The 17,366-nt window shown below is 72.5% G+C and carries 15 protein-coding genes and 1 pseudogene; 11 read left to right on the top strand and 5 right to left on the bottom strand.

Going from position 1 to position 17,366, the window contains the following annotated elements; all coding sequences use genetic code 11:
• Nucleotides 1–7: 7 nt before the first annotated feature.
• The 3 genes and pseudogenes from ACYVOM_RS28845 to ACYVOM_RS28835 form a co-directional block, all read left to right on the top strand.
• Nucleotides 8–640: a TetR/AcrR family transcriptional regulator gene (locus ACYVOM_RS28845; protein ID WP_460306677.1), complete on the top strand. Its 633-nt coding sequence runs from the start codon at nt 8–10 to the stop codon at nt 638–640.
• Between the two features lie 114 nt (nt 641–754).
• On the top strand, nt 755–2,260 hold the full coding sequence (locus ACYVOM_RS28840; protein WP_460306676.1) for a penicillin-binding transpeptidase domain-containing protein: 1,506 nt from the start codon (nt 755–757) through the stop codon (nt 2,258–2,260).
• A 4-nt stretch (nt 2,261–2,264) separates the two neighbouring features.
• A pseudogene (locus ACYVOM_RS28835) lies at nt 2,265–2,372 on the top strand (TerD family protein); the annotation flags it as partial.
• Nucleotides 2,373–3,447: 1,075 nt separating this feature from the next.
• Here the strand turns inward: ACYVOM_RS28835 and ACYVOM_RS28830 are convergent.
• The gene (locus ACYVOM_RS28830) at nt 3,448–4,647 is read right to left on the bottom strand and encodes a cytochrome P450 (RefSeq protein WP_460306675.1); all 1,200 of its coding nucleotides are present in this window, start codon (nt 4,645–4,647) and stop codon (nt 3,448–3,450) included.
• Between the two features lie 4 nt (nt 4,648–4,651).
• Complete coding sequence (locus tag ACYVOM_RS28825; RefSeq protein WP_460306674.1) at nt 4,652–5,848, bottom strand: cytochrome P450; 1,197 nt, start codon at nt 5,846–5,848, stop codon at nt 4,652–4,654.
• Between the two features lie 218 nt (nt 5,849–6,066).
• Here ACYVOM_RS28825 and ACYVOM_RS28820 point away from each other — a divergent pair, with 218 nt between their 5' ends.
• Nucleotides 6,067–6,738, top strand: coding sequence for a class II aldolase/adducin family protein (locus ACYVOM_RS28820; protein ID WP_460306673.1), 672 nt, complete (start codon nt 6,067–6,069; stop codon nt 6,736–6,738).
• Nucleotides 6,739–6,984: 246 nt separating this feature from the next.
• Here ACYVOM_RS28820 and ACYVOM_RS28815 read toward each other — a convergent pair whose 3' ends face one another.
• Nucleotides 6,985–8,517 carry a DHA2 family efflux MFS transporter permease subunit gene (locus tag ACYVOM_RS28815; RefSeq protein ID WP_460306672.1) on the bottom strand — a complete coding sequence of 511 codons (1,533 nt, stop codon included), beginning with the start codon at nt 8,515–8,517 and terminating at the stop codon, nt 6,985–6,987.
• Between the two features lie 420 nt (nt 8,518–8,937).
• Complete coding sequence (locus ACYVOM_RS28810; protein WP_460306671.1) at nt 8,938–9,369, bottom strand: PPOX class F420-dependent oxidoreductase; 432 nt, start codon at nt 9,367–9,369, stop codon at nt 8,938–8,940.
• Between the two features lie 214 nt (nt 9,370–9,583).
• Between ACYVOM_RS28810 and ACYVOM_RS28805 the strand changes: the two genes are divergently transcribed.
• The 5 genes from ACYVOM_RS28805 (at nt 9,584) to ACYVOM_RS28785 (ending at nt 14,111) form a co-directional block, all read left to right on the top strand.
• A complete protein-coding gene (locus ACYVOM_RS28805) occupies nt 9,584–9,934 on the top strand; it encodes a hypothetical protein (RefSeq protein WP_460306670.1) in 351 nt (116 codons plus the stop codon).
• 205 nt (nt 9,935–10,139) lie between these two features.
• Nucleotides 10,140–11,597: an arylsulfatase gene (locus ACYVOM_RS28800; RefSeq protein ID WP_460306669.1), complete on the top strand. Its 1,458-nt coding sequence runs from the start codon at nt 10,140–10,142 to the stop codon at nt 11,595–11,597.
• A 10-nt stretch (nt 11,598–11,607) separates the two neighbouring features.
• Nucleotides 11,608–12,081 carry a hypothetical protein gene (locus ACYVOM_RS28795; protein WP_460306668.1) on the top strand — a complete coding sequence of 158 codons (474 nt, stop codon included), beginning with the start codon at nt 11,608–11,610 and terminating at the stop codon, nt 12,079–12,081.
• Between the two features lie 87 nt (nt 12,082–12,168).
• Nucleotides 12,169–12,990, top strand: a complete 822-nt coding sequence (locus tag ACYVOM_RS28790) for an enoyl-CoA hydratase/isomerase family protein (protein ID WP_460306667.1) — start codon at nt 12,169–12,171, stop codon at nt 12,988–12,990.
• 89 nt (nt 12,991–13,079) lie between these two features.
• The gene (locus tag ACYVOM_RS28785) at nt 13,080–14,111 is read left to right on the top strand and encodes a DUF2889 domain-containing protein (RefSeq protein ID WP_460306666.1); all 1,032 of its coding nucleotides are present in this window, start codon (nt 13,080–13,082) and stop codon (nt 14,109–14,111) included.
• 76 nt (nt 14,112–14,187) lie between these two features.
• On the opposite strand, the gene ACYVOM_RS28780 is transcribed toward ACYVOM_RS28785, so the two are convergent.
• Nucleotides 14,188–14,604, bottom strand: coding sequence for a MarR family winged helix-turn-helix transcriptional regulator (locus ACYVOM_RS28780; protein ID WP_460306665.1), 417 nt, complete (start codon nt 14,602–14,604; stop codon nt 14,188–14,190).
• A 79-nt stretch (nt 14,605–14,683) separates the two neighbouring features.
• Between ACYVOM_RS28780 and ACYVOM_RS28775 the strand changes: the two genes are divergently transcribed.
• Nucleotides 14,684–16,507, top strand: coding sequence for an ABC transporter ATP-binding protein (locus tag ACYVOM_RS28775; protein ID WP_460306664.1), 1,824 nt, complete (start codon nt 14,684–14,686; stop codon nt 16,505–16,507).
• A gap of 121 nt (nt 16,508–16,628) precedes the next feature.
• Nucleotides 16,629–17,309: a DNA alkylation repair protein gene (locus ACYVOM_RS28770; protein ID WP_460306663.1), complete on the top strand. Its 681-nt coding sequence runs from the start codon at nt 16,629–16,631 to the stop codon at nt 17,307–17,309.
• The last annotated feature ends 57 nt before the right edge of the window (nt 17,310–17,366 follow it).

The raw sequence follows: 17,366 nt of genomic DNA, 5'->3' as shown, positions 1-17,366 counted from the left end.
TCGGCGCATGAAGCCAGGCCGCAAACCCCAGGAGCCGCAGGCGACCCGCCGAGAATCCCTCGCGGCCACCGCGGACACCCGGGCCGTCGAGACCCGGCGGCGGCTCTCCCTCGCCTTCCGGGAGGCGGCGGCCGACGGCGCCGCCGACGTGTCGGTCGTCCAGATCTGCAGGCGCGCGGGGATCGCCCGCAGCACCTTCTACACGCACTTCGCGACGGTCGAGGACCTCGCCGCCTCGGTGATCGCCGAACTCTTCGCCGGAGCGTCGTCGGCCGACGCCGAACGGCGCACCCTTCAGGCGCTCCCCCGCACGGAGATCACCGCGCTGGGGCTGCGCGCGATCGTCGACGCCCTGTGGGACGCGCGCGACCTCGTCCGGTACACCGTCGCGCTCGGCTCGCAGCCCGCCATCCAGGACCGTCTCGTCGCCGAGGTGGCCCGGCTGTCGCGTCCGACGGTCCTGGCGGAGCTGCCCGGGCTGTCGGAGGCCGATCTGCGGTTGACGACGGAGTTCATGGCGGCCGGGATCATCCGGGTCACGATGCGGTGGATCGCCGATCCGGACGTCGACCGGGACCATCTCGTCGCCTGGATGGCCCGCCTCCTCCCGTCCTGGCTGTCCGCCGACCCGGCCCGCTGACGCCGCGTTCCATTTCGCGATATTTCGCAATTCCCACCCACATCCAAGCCCTCCCCTCCAAGATGGAGCGCAAGATCTCGATCTTGGAGGGGGCGGGTCTTGGGCGCGGACGGCATGGACGGTCAACTGAAGCGGGTCGCGGTGGCGGGGCTGGCGCTGATCGGAGCCCTCGCCGTCCACACCACCTGGATCCAGGCCGGGCAGGCCGAGGACCTGCGGACGCACGACCTGAACAACCGCTCGCTCCAGGGCGTCGCGCTGCGGGCGCGCGGGGACATCGTCTCCGCCGACGGGGTCAGGCTGGCCTGGTCCGAGGCGCTCAGCCCGGGCGACCCCAAGACCAAGTACCAGCGCCGGTACACCGAGAACGGCGCGGCGTTCCTGCCCGTCACCGGCTATTACGCGGGCACCCTGGAACGGACGGGCCTGGAGGTCGCCTTCGACTCCCTCCTCGACGGCACCGACCGGCGCCAGAACGTCGGTTCCTGGATGCGGCTGCTCACGGGCGAGGAGCCTCTCGGCGGCAGCCTCCACACGACGATCGACGCCAAGGCCCAGCTCAAGGCCTACCGGGCGCTCTCCTCGTTCACTCCGACGCCGTCGCGCGCCGCCGCGGTCTTCCTCGACGTGGAGACCGGGGCGATCAAGGTCGCCGCGAGCTTCCCGTCGTTCGACCCGAACACCGTCGCCGACATCAGGAACCCCGGCGACGACCAGAAGAAGCTGGGCGAACTGGACGGAGTGAAGGGCCAGCCGAAGGTGAACAAGGCCCTCCGCGAACTGTTCCCGCCCGGCTCGTCCTTCAAGGCGGTCGTCTCGGCCGCGTTCCTCGCCAGGGACGGCAACGACAAGGACACCATCGTGCCCGCCCCTCCGCAGGTCCCGACCGGAGGCCGACCGATCAGGAACAGCCACGACAACGGCATCTGCGGCGTCCGGAACGGCTCCCCGCTGATCGGGACCTTCGCCGAATCCTGCAACACGACCTACGCGCTCCTCGGCGCCGACGACGGCCTGCTCGGCAACGAGGCGGTCCGCGCCCAGGCCGAGAAGTTCGGCTTCTACCGGGACATCCCGATCGAGCAGGACCTCGCCGCGCCCGCCTCGCAGTACCCGCACGACGCCGCGCACCGCGACGAGATCCTCCGCGGCTCCTTCGGCCAGGGCGAGACCAAGACGACCGCCCTCCAGATGGCGATGGTCGCCGCGGCCATCGCGGGCGACGGCACGATGATGAAGCCCTACCTCGTCGAGAAGGCCGTGGGCCGGGTCGCCGGCGACGACGGCGAGCCCGAGGACACCGGCACCGTCCACGCGGCAGAACCCGAGGTCTACGGCGAGCCCATCGACTCCGACACCGCAGCCGACCTCCGCGACATGATGCGCGAGGTCGTCACCACGGGCACCGCCAAGGCGTTGAGCGGCCGCGACATCGCCGGCAAGACGGGCACCACCGAACTCACCGCCACCCGAGGCGGCGCCTGGTTCGTGGGCTTCGCCCCGCTCGACGAGCCCCGCCACGCCTTCGCCGTCTTCGTGGAGGGCCCTTCGACCCTCAACGGCGCCGGCGACGCGGGCCCCATCGCCGCCGAAATCGCCGCGGCCCTCGACCGCGGCTGACGCTATGTTCGGCGAGCGCTTTCGGCGGGACGCGCTGTGGAAGTTCCGTGCCGTCGGCCAGGGCTACGCCTCGGGGCTGGCGGGCCTCGCCGCGGACTTCGGCATCGCCGTCCAGAGCGACGAGCCCGCCGACCAGGCCGACGGTGCGCCCGCCGGGCACGAGGCGCCCCCTCAGGCCGCCCCCGCCGACGAGGCCCCGCCCGCGGCGGAACGGCCGGTGCGGACGGGGCGCCGGCCCTCGAAGAAGTGCACGCTGAGCCCCGCCAAGACCGACCTCGCCGACCACCCGCACTGGAGGCAGGCCCGCCTGTTCTCCGTCGACGGCCTGCGCAACGACCAGGAAAGGGAGGTCAGGGCGACCTCGACGCTCCTGTCGGTTGGCGCAGGTCCCCGAGTTCGGCCGCCGCCTCACCGCGCGCTTCGGCGCCCCCGCGGGACTGCTCCACGTTCGCCGAGGCGCAGTTCAAGCACGGCGAGACGACCGTGCGTCCGGACGGGATCGTGCGGGTGTCGCGCGCGGGCCGGATCTGGACCGCGCTCATCGAGACCAACACGGGCGGCAACCCGCTGAGGCAGGACCAGGTCGAGGCCTACCTGGACGTCGCGTCCCGCAACGGCTACGAGAGCGTCATCACGCTCTCGAACGACCTCGCGCTGGACGGCGTGCGCCCGGTGGCCGTGGCGAAGCGCAAGACCCGCAAGGTCGCGCTCCAGCACCTATCGTGGGCCGAGGTCGCGCACGAGGCCCGTGTCCTGTGCCATCACGAAGGGGCCGCGAACGAGGTCCACGCGTGGCTGCTGGGCGAACTCCTGTACTACCTCGAACAGGACAACGCCGGGTGCCAGGGACCAGGACCGTCGCCGGGCTCGTCGGGGCCGGGCGGATGGGGGCCGAGGTCAAGATTCCGGGGGTGCCAGGACCGCTGCTGGTCGAAGCGGACCTGCGCACCGGGCCGCGGCAGCGGCCCGGTGCGAGCTGCTGCGGAACCTGCACGCCGAACCCGGGCTGCTCCTCACGCCCGGGGACGGCGAGATCAGCGCGTTCCGGCTCAGCCTCACCACGGGCATGGGCACCAGGCGCGGCCCGGAGGAGGCCGGATTCATCCGGAGCGTCGACACCGCGGTCGACCGGTTCCACGCCGAGGTCCTGAACGCGCTCAAGGGAGTGGTCCCGGCCTAGGCAGGGGTCACCAGGTGACGGGGAGGGCGTCGGGGCGGCGGATCAGGCGGACGGGGTCGAAGCCGATGTCCTCGGCGGGGACGGCCAGGCGGAGGCCGGGCAGGCGGGCGGTCAGGGCTTCGAGGGCTACCTGGAGTTCCATGCGGGCGAGGGCCGCGCCCAGGCAGCGGTGCAGGCCGTGGCCGAACGCGAGGTGCGGATTGGTCTCGCGCGCGACGTCGAGGGTCTCCGGGTCGGGGAAGACGGCGGGGTCGCGGTCGGCGGCGCCGATCTCGACCAGGACCTGCTCGCCCTTGCGGAGCAGCACACCGCCCACTTCCGTATCTTCCAGGACGAAGCGCGTGAAGGAGCCTTGGGCGCTCAGCGGCACGTAGCGCAGCAGTTCCTCGACCGCGCCCGGGATGAGCGCCGGCTCGTCCACCAGCCGCGCGTAGGAGCCGCTGCGCAGCAGCAGGTAGACGAAGTTGGGGATCTGCGCGGCCGTCGACTCGTGGCCCGCCCCGAGCAGCGCCCGCACCAGGTTGATCACCTCGTCGCCGGTGAGGCCGTCGCCTTCGATCCGCTCGCGGACGAGCGCGCCGATGAGGTCGTCGGTCGGCGCGTCCACCCGCTCGGCGGCGAGGCCGCCCAGGTAGGCGTTCATCTCGCCGATGGCCGCCATCGCCTGCTCGATCGTCAGCCCGCTGCCCGACGCGAGGGCCGCCAGCCACGCGCCGAAGCGGGGCCGGTCCGTGGCCGGGACGCCGAGCAGCTCGCAGATCACCTGGACGGGCAGGTCGAGCCCGAACCCCGTGACGAGATCGGTCGGCGGGCCCTTCTCGATCATCTCCTCGACGAGGGCGTCGGCGGTCTTGCGCGTGCCCGGCCTGAGGTCCTCGACACGGCGCGGGGTGAACGTCCGGAAGACGAACTTGCGGAGCCGGGTGTGGTCCGGCGGGTCCGCGGCCAGGAGGGTGCCCTCGGTGGGGTCGATCGGCAGGACCCCGGCGACGCCGCCGAACGGGACACCGGCCCGCTCGCGGTCCCGCCCGAACGCCGGGCTGCCGAGCACGAGGCGGGCGTCCTCGTAGGTGGTGACGAGCCACGCGGGCGCGCCGAAGGGAAGCCGCACCAGGACGGGCGCGCCGCCCTCCCTCGCCTCGCTCGTCGCGGCGGGCGGGTCGAGGCGGTGGTCGTTCGCGAACGGGTACGGGGGGAGCGTCGTCAAGATGTCACCAAGTCACTGGGAGGTGGTCGGGCCTGCGGATGAAGCGGGTGGGGGCGAAGTGGACGTCGTCGGGCGGAACGGCGAGGCGGAGGCCGGGAAGCCGCGCGGTGAGGGTCTCCAGCGCCACCTGGAGCTCCATACGGGCCAGGGCCGCGCCGACGCAGCGGTGCAGGCCGTGGCCGAACGCGAGATGCGGGTTCGTCTCGCGGGAGACGTCCAAGATCTCAGCGTCGGGGAAGGCCGCGGCGTCACGGTTGGCGGCGGCGAGGTCGACGAGGACCTGCTCGCCCCCGCGCAGCAGGACCCCGCCGACCTCGACGTCCTCCAGCACGAACCGGGTCAGCGACCCCTGCGCGATCAGCGGGACGCACCGGAGCAGCTCCTCCACGGCGTGCGGGATCAGCGCGGGCTCGGCCGTGAGCCGCGCGTAGTCGCCGCGCAGCAGGAGGAACACGAAGTTGGGGATCTGCGCGGCCGTCGTCTCGTGGCCGGCGCCGAGCAGGGCGCGCAGCAGGCCGTCGACCTCCGCGCCGGTGAGGCGGTCGCCCTCGACCCGCTCGCGGACGAGCGCGCCGATGAGGTCGTCGGTCGGCTCGGCGACGCGGCGGGCGGCCAGGCCGCTCAGATAGGCGTTCAGCTCCCCGGTGAGCGCGATCGACTCCTCGACGGTGCCGCCGCTCCCCCCGACCAGCGCCTCCAGCCAGACGACGAACCGGGACCGGTCCTCCGCCGGGACGCCGAGGAGGTCGCCGATCACCTCGCCGGGCAGGTCGAGCCCGAACCCCGTGACGAGGTCGGCGGGCGGCCCCGCGTCGATCATCGCCTCGACGAGGCGTTCGGCGATCCGCCGGGTGCCCGCGCGGAGGTCCTCGACGCGGCGGGGCGTGAACGTCCGGTACACGAACCTGCGCAGTCGCGTGTGGTCCGGCGGGTCCGCGGCCAGGAACGTCCCCTCGGAGAAGTCCATCGGGACGACGCCCGCGACGGCGTCGACGGCGATGCCGACCCGCGTTCGGTCCCGTCCGAAGACCGGGCTGCTCAGCACGAAGCGGGCGTCCTCGTATCCGGTGACGAGCCACGCGGCGTCCCCGAACGTCGGCCGCACCCGTAGGGGCGCGCCGCCCTCCCGCGCCCGCGTCGCGGCGGGCGGCGGGTCGAGGCGGTGGCCGGTCGGGAACGGATACGACGGGAGCGTCTGCATGGCGTCTCCAACGGCCTCCCCTGGGGAGACATGAGCAGGGGGAAACGAGCGGGACGAACGAGAAATTCTCAGCATCCACCGAAATGCCCGACATGCCAGTCCGGCAATATCACCCGAACGCCAGGTTCCCCTCACCTCTCACCCGCACCGCCCTGACCGGGCCCGTGCCGGGGACCAGGGTTTGAGTCGGGTTCGATCGAGGTCCTACGCTTCCCGCCATGACCGCAGACGCACGCGCACGCGCCCGGGAGGCCGTCGCCGCCGCGAGCCGCAGGCTGGCCGGGGAAGGCCTGCTCATCGGCACGGCAGGGAACGTCAGCCTCCGGTTCGCCGGGCCGAGCGGGCAGGAGGTCGCGGTCACCGCCACCGGGGTCGTCCTCGCCGACGCCACGCCGGAGCAGGTCACCGTCCTGGATCTCGACGGCGGCCACGTCGCGGGCGACCTCGCCCCCACCAGCGAGGTCGGTCTGCACCTCGACGTGCTGCGCGAGCGCGGCGGGGCCGTCGTGCACACCCATTCGCTCGCCGCGACAGCTCTGTCGCTGGTCCTCGACGAGCTGCCTTGCGTGCACTACCAGCAGCTCACGATCGGGGGATCCGTCCGGGTCGCGCCCTTCGCGGTGTTCGGCACCCGGGAGCTCGCCGACGCCGTCCGCGCCGCTCTCACCGGCAAGCAGGCGGCGATCCTGGCCAACCACGGCACCGTCGCGACCGGCGCCGACCTCCCCAAGGCCGTCGAGAACGCCCTCCTCCTCGAATGGGCCGCCGACCTCTACACCCGCGCCCGCGCGCTGGGCGCCCCCCGCGCCCTCACCGAGGCCCAGCAGCTCGCCGTCATCGAAGCCGCCCTGGCCACGGGCTACGGCACGACCAGGCCAGCCGAAGCGTGACCGCCCGCCCGCGCGTCGCCGCCGCCGAAGCGGCCTGGTCCTATGCCCGCCGCCGGGCTCGAAGCCGTGGACCCTTGCCCACGTCCCGGCCCACCGCCTTTACGAAGTAAGCCAGAGGCGGCCCGGCCGCCCCGCGCCTGGCGAAGGGGCCGCTGCGCTTCGGCGACCTTCGCCGAGGCCGGCCCCGGGAACGCCGAAGGGGTCCGCCGCCGTAGCGGGGACCCCTTCGCGAGCCGGTGGGGGCCGTCAGTGCATCGGCATGACGTTGACGGACGCCTCGGGCTTGTGGCGCGGGAGGAGCAGCGCCGGGATGAAGGCCAGGACGATGAGGCCGGTGGCCCACCAGAAGGTCGCGCCGAAGGCGTCGGCGATCTTCGGCAGGACCATGGCGGCCGCCTCGGGCGGCAGGCTGGCTGCCGCGCCGAGGCCGCCGCCCTCGCCGGTGTCGCCCAGGCGGTCCTGGATCTGGGTGGTGAGCAGCACCGACATGAACGCGGTGCCGATCGACCCGGCGACCTGCTGGATGATGTTCAGGCCCGTGCTGGCGCGCGGGACCTCGTCGTGCTCCAGCGTCTGCATCGCCGCGGACATCGTCGGCATCATGGTGAGGCCCATGCCGAGACCCATGACGAACAGCGCCCCGCCCAGCGCGAAGCCCGACGTGTCGGCGCCGACCTGGCCGGCGAACCCGGCGAGGCCCGCGATGACCAGGGCGAGGCCGCCCAGGACGATCCGGCCGGGGCCGATCTTGTCGACGAGCTTGCCGCCGATCGGCATCGTGATCATCGCGCCGATGCCCTGCGGGATGAGCAGGAGGCCGGTGTGGAAGGCGCTCTCGCCCCGCACCACCTGGTAGAAGAGCGGCATCAGGAGCATCGCGCCGAAGAACGCGAGGTTGAACAGCACCATCGTGCCCGAGGCCGTCGCGACCGAGCGGCGCGCGAAGAGCCGCAGGTCGATGAGCGGCACCTCGGCGCGCAGCGCGCGCAGCACGAAGCCGACGACGAGGACCGCGCCGACCGCGGTGAACCCGATGACCTTGGCGGAGTCGAACGCACCCTGCTCGGCGCCCGTCGCCAGCCCGTAGATGAGCGAGGCGAGGCCGGGCGACAGCAGGAGCAGGCCGAGGAGGTCGAGCTTCTCACCGGGCTGCGGCGAGTCCTTGTCGAGGATGCGCCAGGAGAGGAACAGGGCGAGCGCGCCGATCGGCACGTTGATGTAGAAGATCCAGCGCCAGGAGACGTCGTCGACGAGCCAGCCGCCGAGGATCGGGCCGGAGATGGGGCCGAGCAGCATCGGGATGCCGACGACGCTCATGACCTGCCCGACGCGCTGCGGGCCGGCCTTCTGGGTGAGGATCGTCATACCGGCGGGCATGATCATGCCGCCGCCGAGTCCCTGCAGGACGCGGAACGCGATGAGCGACTCGGCCGACCACGCCATGCCGGCGAGGCCCGAGCCGATGACGAACAGGCCGATCGAGACCATGTAGAGGCGCTTGGTCCCGAAGCGGCTCGCCGCCCATCCCGTGACGGGGATCACGGTGGCGAGCGCGAGGGTGTAGCCGGTCGCGATCCACTGGATCTGCGACAGCGGAGCGTTGAACTCCACGGACAGGTCGCGGATGGCGACGTTCACGACGGTCACGTCGAGGATCGACATGATCGCGCCGAGGACCACGACGGCGGCCACGGCGAGCACGCCGCGGTCGAGGCCGGCCGCCTCGTTCGACTTGCCTACAGAGGCGGCGCTCGCCTCTGGGGGGGCTGAGGAACTCAACTATCTTCCTATCTTGATCGATGTGCGACATGCGAAAAGGACTCGTCGACCGGACACCCCCCGACGCCTTCGCAGGCGTGTGCGGTGTTCGCCTTTCGTCCGCCGCGGGACAAACCCCTGCCGCGGATCCCAGCCCCGGTGAACGCGCTTGTGCCAAGTGTCCCCGCCCTCCGGAAGAGACTCGCGGAGGGGGCTGCCTCTCGGCTTCGCACGAATCCCGAAACCTATCGGACCCCGGTGACAGAATCGCCCGCCGAGCCCTCTCCCGCTGGTGACGGCTCCGCGCGACCCCGGCAGGTTCCATCTTGACGGGCTCCGCGGAGGGCGCGCCGGGGCCCGGCGGTGAGACCGCCGTGCCCGTCGGGCAGGGGGATGCCGCCGTGAAGGCAGCGGGTCGGTCAGCGGGGTCGGTCAGCGGGGTCAGCGCAGGGAGGCGCCGTAGACGTGCTCGACGGCCATCGTCATCAGCACCCTGCGGTCGGCGACCATCGCGGCGCGGTACTCGGCCCAGTCCGGGTGCTCCCCTGCGGCGGCCCGGTAGTACCGGACCAGAGCCTCGACCTCGGGGCCGTCCGGGTCGGCGCCGGGGCCGGTGAGGGTCACCGTGCCTTCGGCGGTCGCCCAGGAGCTTCCGTCGGGCCCGGTGACCTCCAGCGCGGCCCTCGGGTCGCGGCGCAGGTTCGCCGTCTTGGCCCTGCCCTCGGTCATCGAGACGTAGAGGATTCCGGCGTCCCGGTCGTAGAAGGGCATGACGGGCGAGAGCTGCGGGAGTCCGTCCCGCTTGAGGGTCGCCAGGACGCCGAGCCTGCTTTCGGCGAGCAGCGCGCGCGGGTCGAACGGAGTGGCGTTCATATCCAGGAGAAGTCTCCGGCCTGCGCGCGCTATTCCCCTTCCTGCGCAACGGTTCCGCTGCTTCCCGGACCACGGCGATCGTCCCAGACGACACGGTCGAATTAAGGCCATATTTCTGCCGGTTTCTACCGGGGTGCCGTAATGTTCGGGCCGCCCCGGTACCCCCCGCCCCCTGGAGCGGTTCCGCGCGAAAGGCCGGGACTCCGTCCCGGAGATGGACATCTGGGCGCAGCTCCTGCCCGCCTCCCCCGACGTCCTGACCGCGCTCCTCGCCGAGCAGGGCACGATGACGTTCGCCGAGGGGGACCCGGCGAGCCCCAACGCGCTGGCCCCCGGCAAGCGCCCCAGGATCACCCCGCACGCCACCGAGCCGCGCACGGTCGAGTTGGAGGCCCCGCTCTACGACGCGCTCCACGAGGCGCTGGAGGCCCGCGGCTACACGGTCCGGAGGCTCGCCCGCTGGGACAGGGAGCTGGACGGCGTCGGGATCGTCCGGACCCTGCCCGACGGAACCGTGCAGGCCGGGGCCGACCCGCACGAGAGCACCACCGCGTTCGTCCGCTGAGGGGAAGTGAGAAATAACGATCTAGAATCCCTCTCCGACCGGACAAGCCAACAAGTCGGCTCGTTCGGCTTATGACTGCTATGGTCCGAGACGTCCATCCCCCAAGATCTTCAGTCGAGACCGGCGCGACGGCGTCCGCGCGGCCGGGACACGACGCCGCGGAGCCACGTGACCTCGCATCGACAGTCGTCCCCACCCCCCGCCCATGGCTGAGCGCAGCCTCGGACGCCGCAGATTCCTGCTCGGCTCGGGCGTCCTGACGACGGCAGCGGTCCTCCCGGCCGCGGCGCCCCTCACCACGAGCGGCTCCGCGAACGACGAGACCGCCTACCGGGCCCCCGCCAAGCCGAACTTCGTCGTGATCATCGCCGACGACTTCGGGTGGGGGCAGATCGGCGTCCAGGGCCAGACGAAGATCGCGACGCCGCGGATCGACAAGATGGCCCGCGAAGGCCTCAGGTTCACCGACGCCTACGCCGCCGCGCCCGTCTGCGCGCCCGCCCGCGCGTCGCTGCTGACCGGCCTGCACGGCGGTCACTCCCCCGTCCGCCGCAACCCGCCGGACGACGGCGACCTGCCGCTGCCCGACGGCATCCCGACCATCGCGACGCTGCTCCAGAACGCCGGCTACCGGACCGGCCTGTTCGGCAAGTGGGGCTTCGGCGGACAGATGCCGAACCCGTCCCACCCTTTCGCGCACGGGTTCACCGACTTCTACGGCTACCTCACGCACTTCGCCGCCAAGAGCTACTACCCGACGCGGCTCATGGACGGCATGAAGTACGAGTACCTGGAAGGGAACAAGGGCGACTCCGGGCCCACCTACGGGCCGGAGGCGATCATGAAGAGGGCGATGGCCTTCCTCAAGGAGTCCAAGGACGAGCCCTTCCTCCTCATGCTCACCCTGCCGCTGCCGCACGCCCCGTCGGTCGGCCCGCCGTCGCTCGGCAGGTACGCGAGCAAGAAGACCTGGCGGCGGCCCGACAAGGTGCACGCCGCCCAGATCACCCACCTCGACGGGTACGTCGGCAGGATCCTCGACGGGCTGCGCGCGGGCGGCCTCGACGATGACACCGTCGTCATCTTCACCGGCGACAACGGCCCGCACGAGGAGAACGGCGTCCGCCCGAACTTCTTCGACGCCAACGGGAAGTTCCGCGGCTACAAGCGCAACCTCTACGAGGGCGGCATCCGCGTCCCCTTCATCGTGCGCTCCCCCAAGATCATGGCCAAGACCAAGGGCAAGAAGACCGCCCACCCGACGGTCCACTACGACCTGATGGCCACCTTCGCCGCCTTCGTCGGGGCGGAGGCCCCGGCCGACACCGACGGCCTGTCCCTGCTCCCCGTCCTCGTCGGGAAGGGCGCGGTGCCGAAGCACCAGTACCTGTACTGGTCGCGGCTGTACGCGGGTTCCACGCCGTCGCAGCGCAAGGAGGACGGCAAGTTCGGCCGGAACGCCGCGGCGGCCGTCCGGTTCGGCAAGTGGAAGGCCGTCGGCTTCGCCCCCGGCGCCGGGTACACGACGCCCGACGCGAGGTGGAAGATCGAGCTCTACGACCTCACCGCCGACCCGGGCGAGAAGAAGAACCTGGCCAAGAAGCACCCCGACCTCGTGGCCAGGTCCCGCACCTACATGAAGGCCTCCTGGCGCAACCCCTGAGGAGACCCCCATGGCCGATGAGCACGCACCCGGCGCGTCGCCCGGCGGGCCGCCTCTCCTGGAGAGGCGGCTGAGCTGGCGGCCGACGCTGCCCCTGATCGCCGCCTTCGCGGTGCTCGGGGCGGCCGCGGGCGCCGCCGCGGTGCGCCTGGAGTCCGGCGAGCTGCTCTTCCTGGCGCTCTTCTGCGCCGTCGGCATCGGCTTCCTCGTCGTGGTGACGCTCGGCGCCCGCACCGTCGTCGGCGTCGACGGCGTGCGCGACAAGCGCCCGTTCGCCGCCGAGCTCTTCATCCCGTGGGACGAGGTCACGGACGTCGTGGTGGCCGGGCAGCGCACCCGCGTCGTCGCGCTCACCCGTCGCTCTCACGGCCCGCGCACCCTCTCCGGCATCCGCGACGGCGACCCCCCGGTCGACGGCCTGGACTTCGCGGGCGTCGTCGCGGTCCTCCGCGCCCGCGCCCGCGCCCATCGCGCCGCGCCCTGACCGTAAGGGGCGGGGCGGGCGCCGGGGGCCGAGCGGGATGGGCGAAGATCGCTGCTGTCCCCGTCCACCCCGGAGAGAGGAATGCCGGTGACCGACACCTACGCGGCCTTCACCAGCCTGCGGTTCGACCGTCCCGCCGACGGCGTCCTGCGCATCACGTTCGACGCGCCCAACCTCAACGCCGTCGACCCGAAGGCGCACCGCGAACTCGCCGACATCTGGCACGTCATCGACCGCGACGAGGAGACCCGCGTGGTGCTCGTGCGCGGCGCGGGCAAGGCGTTCTCGGCGGGCGGCACGTTCGACCTCATCGAGAGCCTCGCCGAGGACTACACGGCGCGCGCCCGGGTCATGCGCGAGGCCAGGGACATGGTCTACGGCGTCATCAACTGCGCCAAGCCCGTCGTCTCGGCCCTGCACGGCCCTGCCGTCGGGGCGGGTCTGGTCATCGGGATGCTCGCCGACATCTCTATCGCCGCGCGCTCGGCGAAGATCGTCGACGGGCACACGCGCCTGGGCGTCGCGGCCGGCGACCACGCCGCGATCTGCTGGCCGCTGCTGTGCGGGATGGCCAAGGCCAAGTACTACCTCCTGACGTGCGAGACGCTCACCGGCGAGGAGGCCGAGCGGATCGGCCTGGTCTCCAAGGTCGTCGACGACGACCAGGTGCAGGACGAGGCGCTGCGCGTCGCGACCTCGCTCGCGGCGGGACCTGCGGCGGCGCTGAGCTGGACCAAGCGGTCGCTCAACCACTGGTACCGGGTCGCGTCGCCCATCTTCGAGACCTCGCTCGGCCTGGAGTTCCTCGGCTTCAGCGGGCACGAGGTCGGCGAGGGGCTCGCCTCGCACCGGGAGAAGCGGCGGCCCGACTTCGCCCAGGTGAACCGCGAGCACCCCCTCGACCTCTGACGCGCGGCGGGGCGTCGGCCGGACGGCGCGGTCTTGACACCTCCGCGTCCCGCTGCCGAGCATGGGAGCCCCCACCCCTGGAGCCCCTCATGTCGATGGCCGTGCCCCTCGTCCCGCACCCCCGGCACGGGATCCACGCGCCGTCGGCGGGCAGCCCCGCCCGGCGCCCCGGCTCGGTGCGGCGCACCGCGACCACCGACATGCTCCGCCCGGACGGGCCGGGCGGCCCTCTCGTGCTGCGCGGAAGAGGCCGGGACATCGTCACCGGCCCGGACGGGAGGGCCGTGGTCGTGGCCGCCGCCGAGACCGAGGCCGTGGTGGACTACGCGGCGGGTCGACGGCTGCTGTCCCTGTCGACCTCGCCGGAGCGGCCCGGCCTCGCCGCGCTCCTCGGCGACACGATCGGGTCCGGGTTCCGCAACCGGCTGGACGCCGCCGACCCGGCACTCCGTGCCGAGCACGGCCTCCTGTACCTCATCCTCGACGACTTCCCCGTCACGTCGCTGGTGTCCGGGCACGCCGTCGTCGTCACCCTTCCCGAGTTGTCGCTGCCGCCCGACCGGGCCGCGGCGGCCTTCCCCGTCGACCTGTGCGCCGGATTCGCCGCAGGAAGCACCCTCATGGGGAACGTCGAGCGGACCGGCATGCCCCCGATCGTCGTGGGCCCCGAGGCGCCCGCGCTCACCGACCCGGCCGACCCGGACGGCTGGCACGTCCTCGACCCGCTCCCGCCGACGGGGATGCGGCGCGCCCGCAGGATCGACGTCGACCCGTCGACCGGGGAGATCCAGGCGGTCTTCCGCGACTCCTACACGCGCCCCGACGGCGTCGAGACCGTCATCCACGAGTACACCCTGGAAGCCTCGTGCGCTGCGGACCCCTCGGGCTCCGGAGGCGTCCTGACGGCCTGCGAGGCGACGCCGCGCGTCCTGCCCTGGATGGAGTGCCCCGCCGCCGTCGCCAGCGCCCGCCGCCTCGCGGGACTCCCGCTGGCCAGCCTGCGCGACCACGTCCGGACCGCCTTCACCGGCCCGTCCACCTGCACCCACCTGAACGACACGCTCCGCGCCCTCGAAGACGTCGCCCACCTCCTGGCGGTCGGCTCCCGCGCCGCCACCTGACCCACGCTCCGGCCGCCGCCGCGTCCCGCGCGGCCTTGCCCAGCGCGGGTGCGTGCGGCGGGTGCGGGCGGGGCGCTCAGCGGTCGCCGGTGAGGGCGGTGAGGAGGGCGCCGAGTTCGGTGCGCTGGGCGTCGGTGAGGGCCGCGAAGAGGGACTCGGCGGTGGCGCGGCGGGCCTCGCGCATGCGGGCGCCGACGCCGAGGGCCTTGGCCGTGGGGTGCAGCAGGGTGGCGCGTCGGTTGGCCGGATCGGGGACCCGGGTGACGAGCCCCTCCTGCTCCAGGGCGTCGATCACGCTGGTGACCGAGCGGGGGACGATCCGCAGCGACTCGGCCACGACGGCCATGCGCGGTGGCTCGGGCGAGTTGAGGACGACGCGCAGCGCCCTGGCCTGCGCGGGGGTGAGCCCGAGGGGTGCCATCGCCTGCTTCTCCCCGTGCCTGATGCGGCGCGCCGCCTGCATCAGGAGATCGGCCAACTGGGCGGAGTCCATGGTCGGAGTCTACCTCATTGTTCAGTTCGAAAACTGTGAGGTAGACTCATTAAGAGACAAGCTCACTAAGGAGGCGACGATGACCTTCCCGCACCCCGATCAGAAGCTCCAGACCACCTCAAAGCCCCACCGAGAACCCGCGCGCGGGCCCGGCCAGAAGGCCGACATCCCCCGGATCCTGCGCCTGTTCACGCCCTACCGCAGGCCCCTGCTCGTCATCGCCCTGTTCGTGGCGTTCTCCGCCCTGGTCTCCGTGGCGTCGGCGTTCCTGCTGCGCGAGATCGTCGACACCGCGCTGCCGCAGGGCAGGGTCGGGCTGCTGAGCCTGCTCGCGCTCGGCATGGTCGCCATCGCGGTCGTCACCAACGTGTTCTCCGTCGTGCAGGCCTACCTGTCGACCAAGGTCGGGCAGCGGGTCATGCACGACCTGCGCACCGCCGTCTACGGGCACATGCAGCACATGTCGCTCGCGTTCTTCACACGGACCCGCACCGGCGAGGTGCAGTCCCGCATCTCCAACGACATCGGCGGCATGCAGTCGACGGTCACCTCGACCGCGACCCAGCTCGTGTCGAACCTGACCGCCGTCCTCGCCGCGCTCGTCGCCATGATCGCCCTCGACTGGCGGCTCACCCTGGTGTCCCTGGTGATGCTGCCGGTGTTCATGCTGGTCACCAAGCAGGTCGGCGGGCAGCGCAAGAAGTTCACCGTGCGGCGGCAGAAGCAGCTCGCGCACATGTCGGCGATGGTCGAGGAGTCGCTGTCGGTCAGCGGCATCCTGCTCGGCCGCACCATGGGCCGCTCGGCCTCGCTCACCGAGGAGTTCGCCGCCGAGTCCGAGAAGCTCGCCGATCTGGAGATCCGCTCGGAGACGGCGGGCCGCTGGCGCATCTCCAACATCCAGCTCGTCATGGCCACGATGCCCGCGATCATCTACTGGGTCGCCGGCCTCGCCTCCGCGCAGGGCAGCCCGCTGGTGACGATAGGCACGCTCGTCGCCTTCACCACCCTCCAGGGCAACCTCTACCGCCCGCTGAACATGCTGCTCTCCACGGGTGTGGACCTCCAGACGTCCACCGCCCTGTTCCACCGCATCTTCGAGTACCTGGACCTGCGGCCCGACGTCGCCGAGCCGGCGCGGCCCGTCCCGCTGCCCGAGGTGCGCGGGGAGGTCCGCCTCGACCATGTCGGCTTCTCCTACGGGCCCGACCGCAAGGCCCTCGACGACGTGACGGTCACCGTCCCGGCCGGCACGAGCCTCGCCGTCGTCGGCCACACCGGCTCCGGCAAGACCACCCTCGGCTACCTGATCCCCCGCCTCTACGACGCCGGTTCTGGCGCGGTGACGATCGACGGCGTCGACGTCCGCGACCTGTCCGCCGAGACCCTCGCCGCCGCCGTCGGCGTCGTCTCCCAGGAGACCTACCTCTTCCACTCCTCCATCGCCGACAACCTCCGCTTCGCCAAGCCCGACGCGACCGACGCCGAACTGGAGAAGGCGGCCCGCGCCGCCCGCATCCACGACCACATCATGTCGCTGCCCCAGGGCTACGCGACCCTCGTCGGCGAGCGCGGCTACCGCTTCTCCGGCGGCGAGAAGCAGCGCCTGGCCATCGCCCGCACCCTCCTGCGCGACCCTCCGATCCTCGTCCTCGACGAGGCCACCAGCGCCCTCGACAACACCACGGAACGTGAGGTCCAGCACGCCCTCGACGCCCTGTCCGAGGGCAGGACCACCATCACCATCGCGCACCGCCTGTCCACCATCCGCGACGCCGACCAGATCATCGTCCTCGATCACGGGCGGGTCGCCGACCGGGGCGCCCACGCGGAGCTGATCGCCGCCGGCGGCCCCTACGCGGCCCTCGCCGGGGGCTCGCCCGAGCTCGCGGCCACCGCCTGAGCGCGCCGCGCTCGCGGCCGCGAGGAGCCGGGCCCCGGCCGGGCGGGCGCCGCGGTCAGAGTGCCGGCCAGAGTGTCGGACGGTGCTCGTAGGCTGGCCTCCGACGACGGAAGGAGGCCCGATGGCCGATCCGACGCTGGACGGGCAGGTCGCCGAGCTGGCGGCCGAGCTCGCCGCGCTGCACGACCCGAAGATCCAGGCGGTGAACGAGCGCCACGGCGACGACCACGGGGTGAACCTCACCCGGCTGCGGGAGGTCGCCAAACGGCTCAGGACGCGGCAGGACCTCGTGCCCGCGCTGTGGGAGACGCGGGACTCCGCGGCCCGCCTGCTGGCGATCCTGGTCTGCCGGCCGAAGGCCTTCGAGAGCGACGCCCTGGACGCCATGCTCCGCGACGCGCGCACCCCCAAGGTGCACGACTGGCTCGTCAACTACGTGGTGAAGAAGAGCCCGCACGCCGAAGGGCTCCGCCTCGCCTGGCTGGCCGACCCCGATCCGGTCGTCGCGAGCGCGGGCTGGGCGCTGACCGTCGAACGGGTGGCCAAGAAGCCCGCCGGCCTCGATCTCCCCGGCCTCCTCGACACCATCGAGAAGGACATGAAGGACGCCCCCGACCGCCTCCAGTGGGCGATGAACCACTGCCTGGCCCAGATCGGCATCAGCCACGCCGGGCTCCGGCCCCGGGCCGTCGCCGTCGGCGAGCGCCTGGAGGTTCTCAAGGACTACCCGACCCCACCGAACTGCACCTCCCCCTACGCCCCGACGTGGATCGCCGAGATGGTCCGCCGCGCCGGGGCCTAGGCCGTGTCCTGTGAATCTTGGTGTTCGGCTGAGGTGGATCTTGGTGTGGGGGTGTGA

This window comes from Actinocorallia aurea (assembly GCF_054783995.1).
Note: the sequence above shows the minus strand (reverse complement) of the source record. Positions and strands in the feature narration are given on the sequence as shown.

Coding starts and splice junctions, on each gene's coding strand:
- ACYVOM_RS28780 (WP_460306665.1), bottom strand. CDS start 14,604: ATGGACTCCGCCCAGTTGGCCGATCTCCTGATGCAGGCGGCGCGCCGC.
- ACYVOM_RS28785 (WP_460306666.1), top strand. CDS start 13,080: ATGTCGATGGCCGTGCCCCTCGTCCCGCACCCCCGGCACGGGATCCAC.
- ACYVOM_RS28795 (WP_460306668.1), top strand. CDS start 11,608: ATGGCCGATGAGCACGCACCCGGCGCGTCGCCCGGCGGGCCGCCTCTC.
- ACYVOM_RS28775 (WP_460306664.1), top strand. CDS start 14,684: ATGACCTTCCCGCACCCCGATCAGAAGCTCCAGACCACCTCAAAGCCC.
- ACYVOM_RS28805 (WP_460306670.1), top strand. CDS start 9,584: ATGGACATCTGGGCGCAGCTCCTGCCCGCCTCCCCCGACGTCCTGACC.
- ACYVOM_RS28810 (WP_460306671.1), bottom strand. CDS start 9,369: ATGAACGCCACTCCGTTCGACCCGCGCGCGCTGCTCGCCGAAAGCAGG.
- ACYVOM_RS28840 (WP_460306676.1), top strand. CDS start 755: ATGGACGGTCAACTGAAGCGGGTCGCGGTGGCGGGGCTGGCGCTGATC.
- ACYVOM_RS28845 (WP_460306677.1), top strand. CDS start 8: ATGAAGCCAGGCCGCAAACCCCAGGAGCCGCAGGCGACCCGCCGAGAA.
- ACYVOM_RS28800 (WP_460306669.1), top strand. CDS start 10,140: ATGGCTGAGCGCAGCCTCGGACGCCGCAGATTCCTGCTCGGCTCGGGC.
- ACYVOM_RS28770 (WP_460306663.1), top strand. CDS start 16,629: ATGGCCGATCCGACGCTGGACGGGCAGGTCGCCGAGCTGGCGGCCGAG.
- ACYVOM_RS28825 (WP_460306674.1), bottom strand. CDS start 5,848: ATGCAGACGCTCCCGTCGTATCCGTTCCCGACCGGCCACCGCCTCGAC.
- ACYVOM_RS28820 (WP_460306673.1), top strand. CDS start 6,067: ATGACCGCAGACGCACGCGCACGCGCCCGGGAGGCCGTCGCCGCCGCG.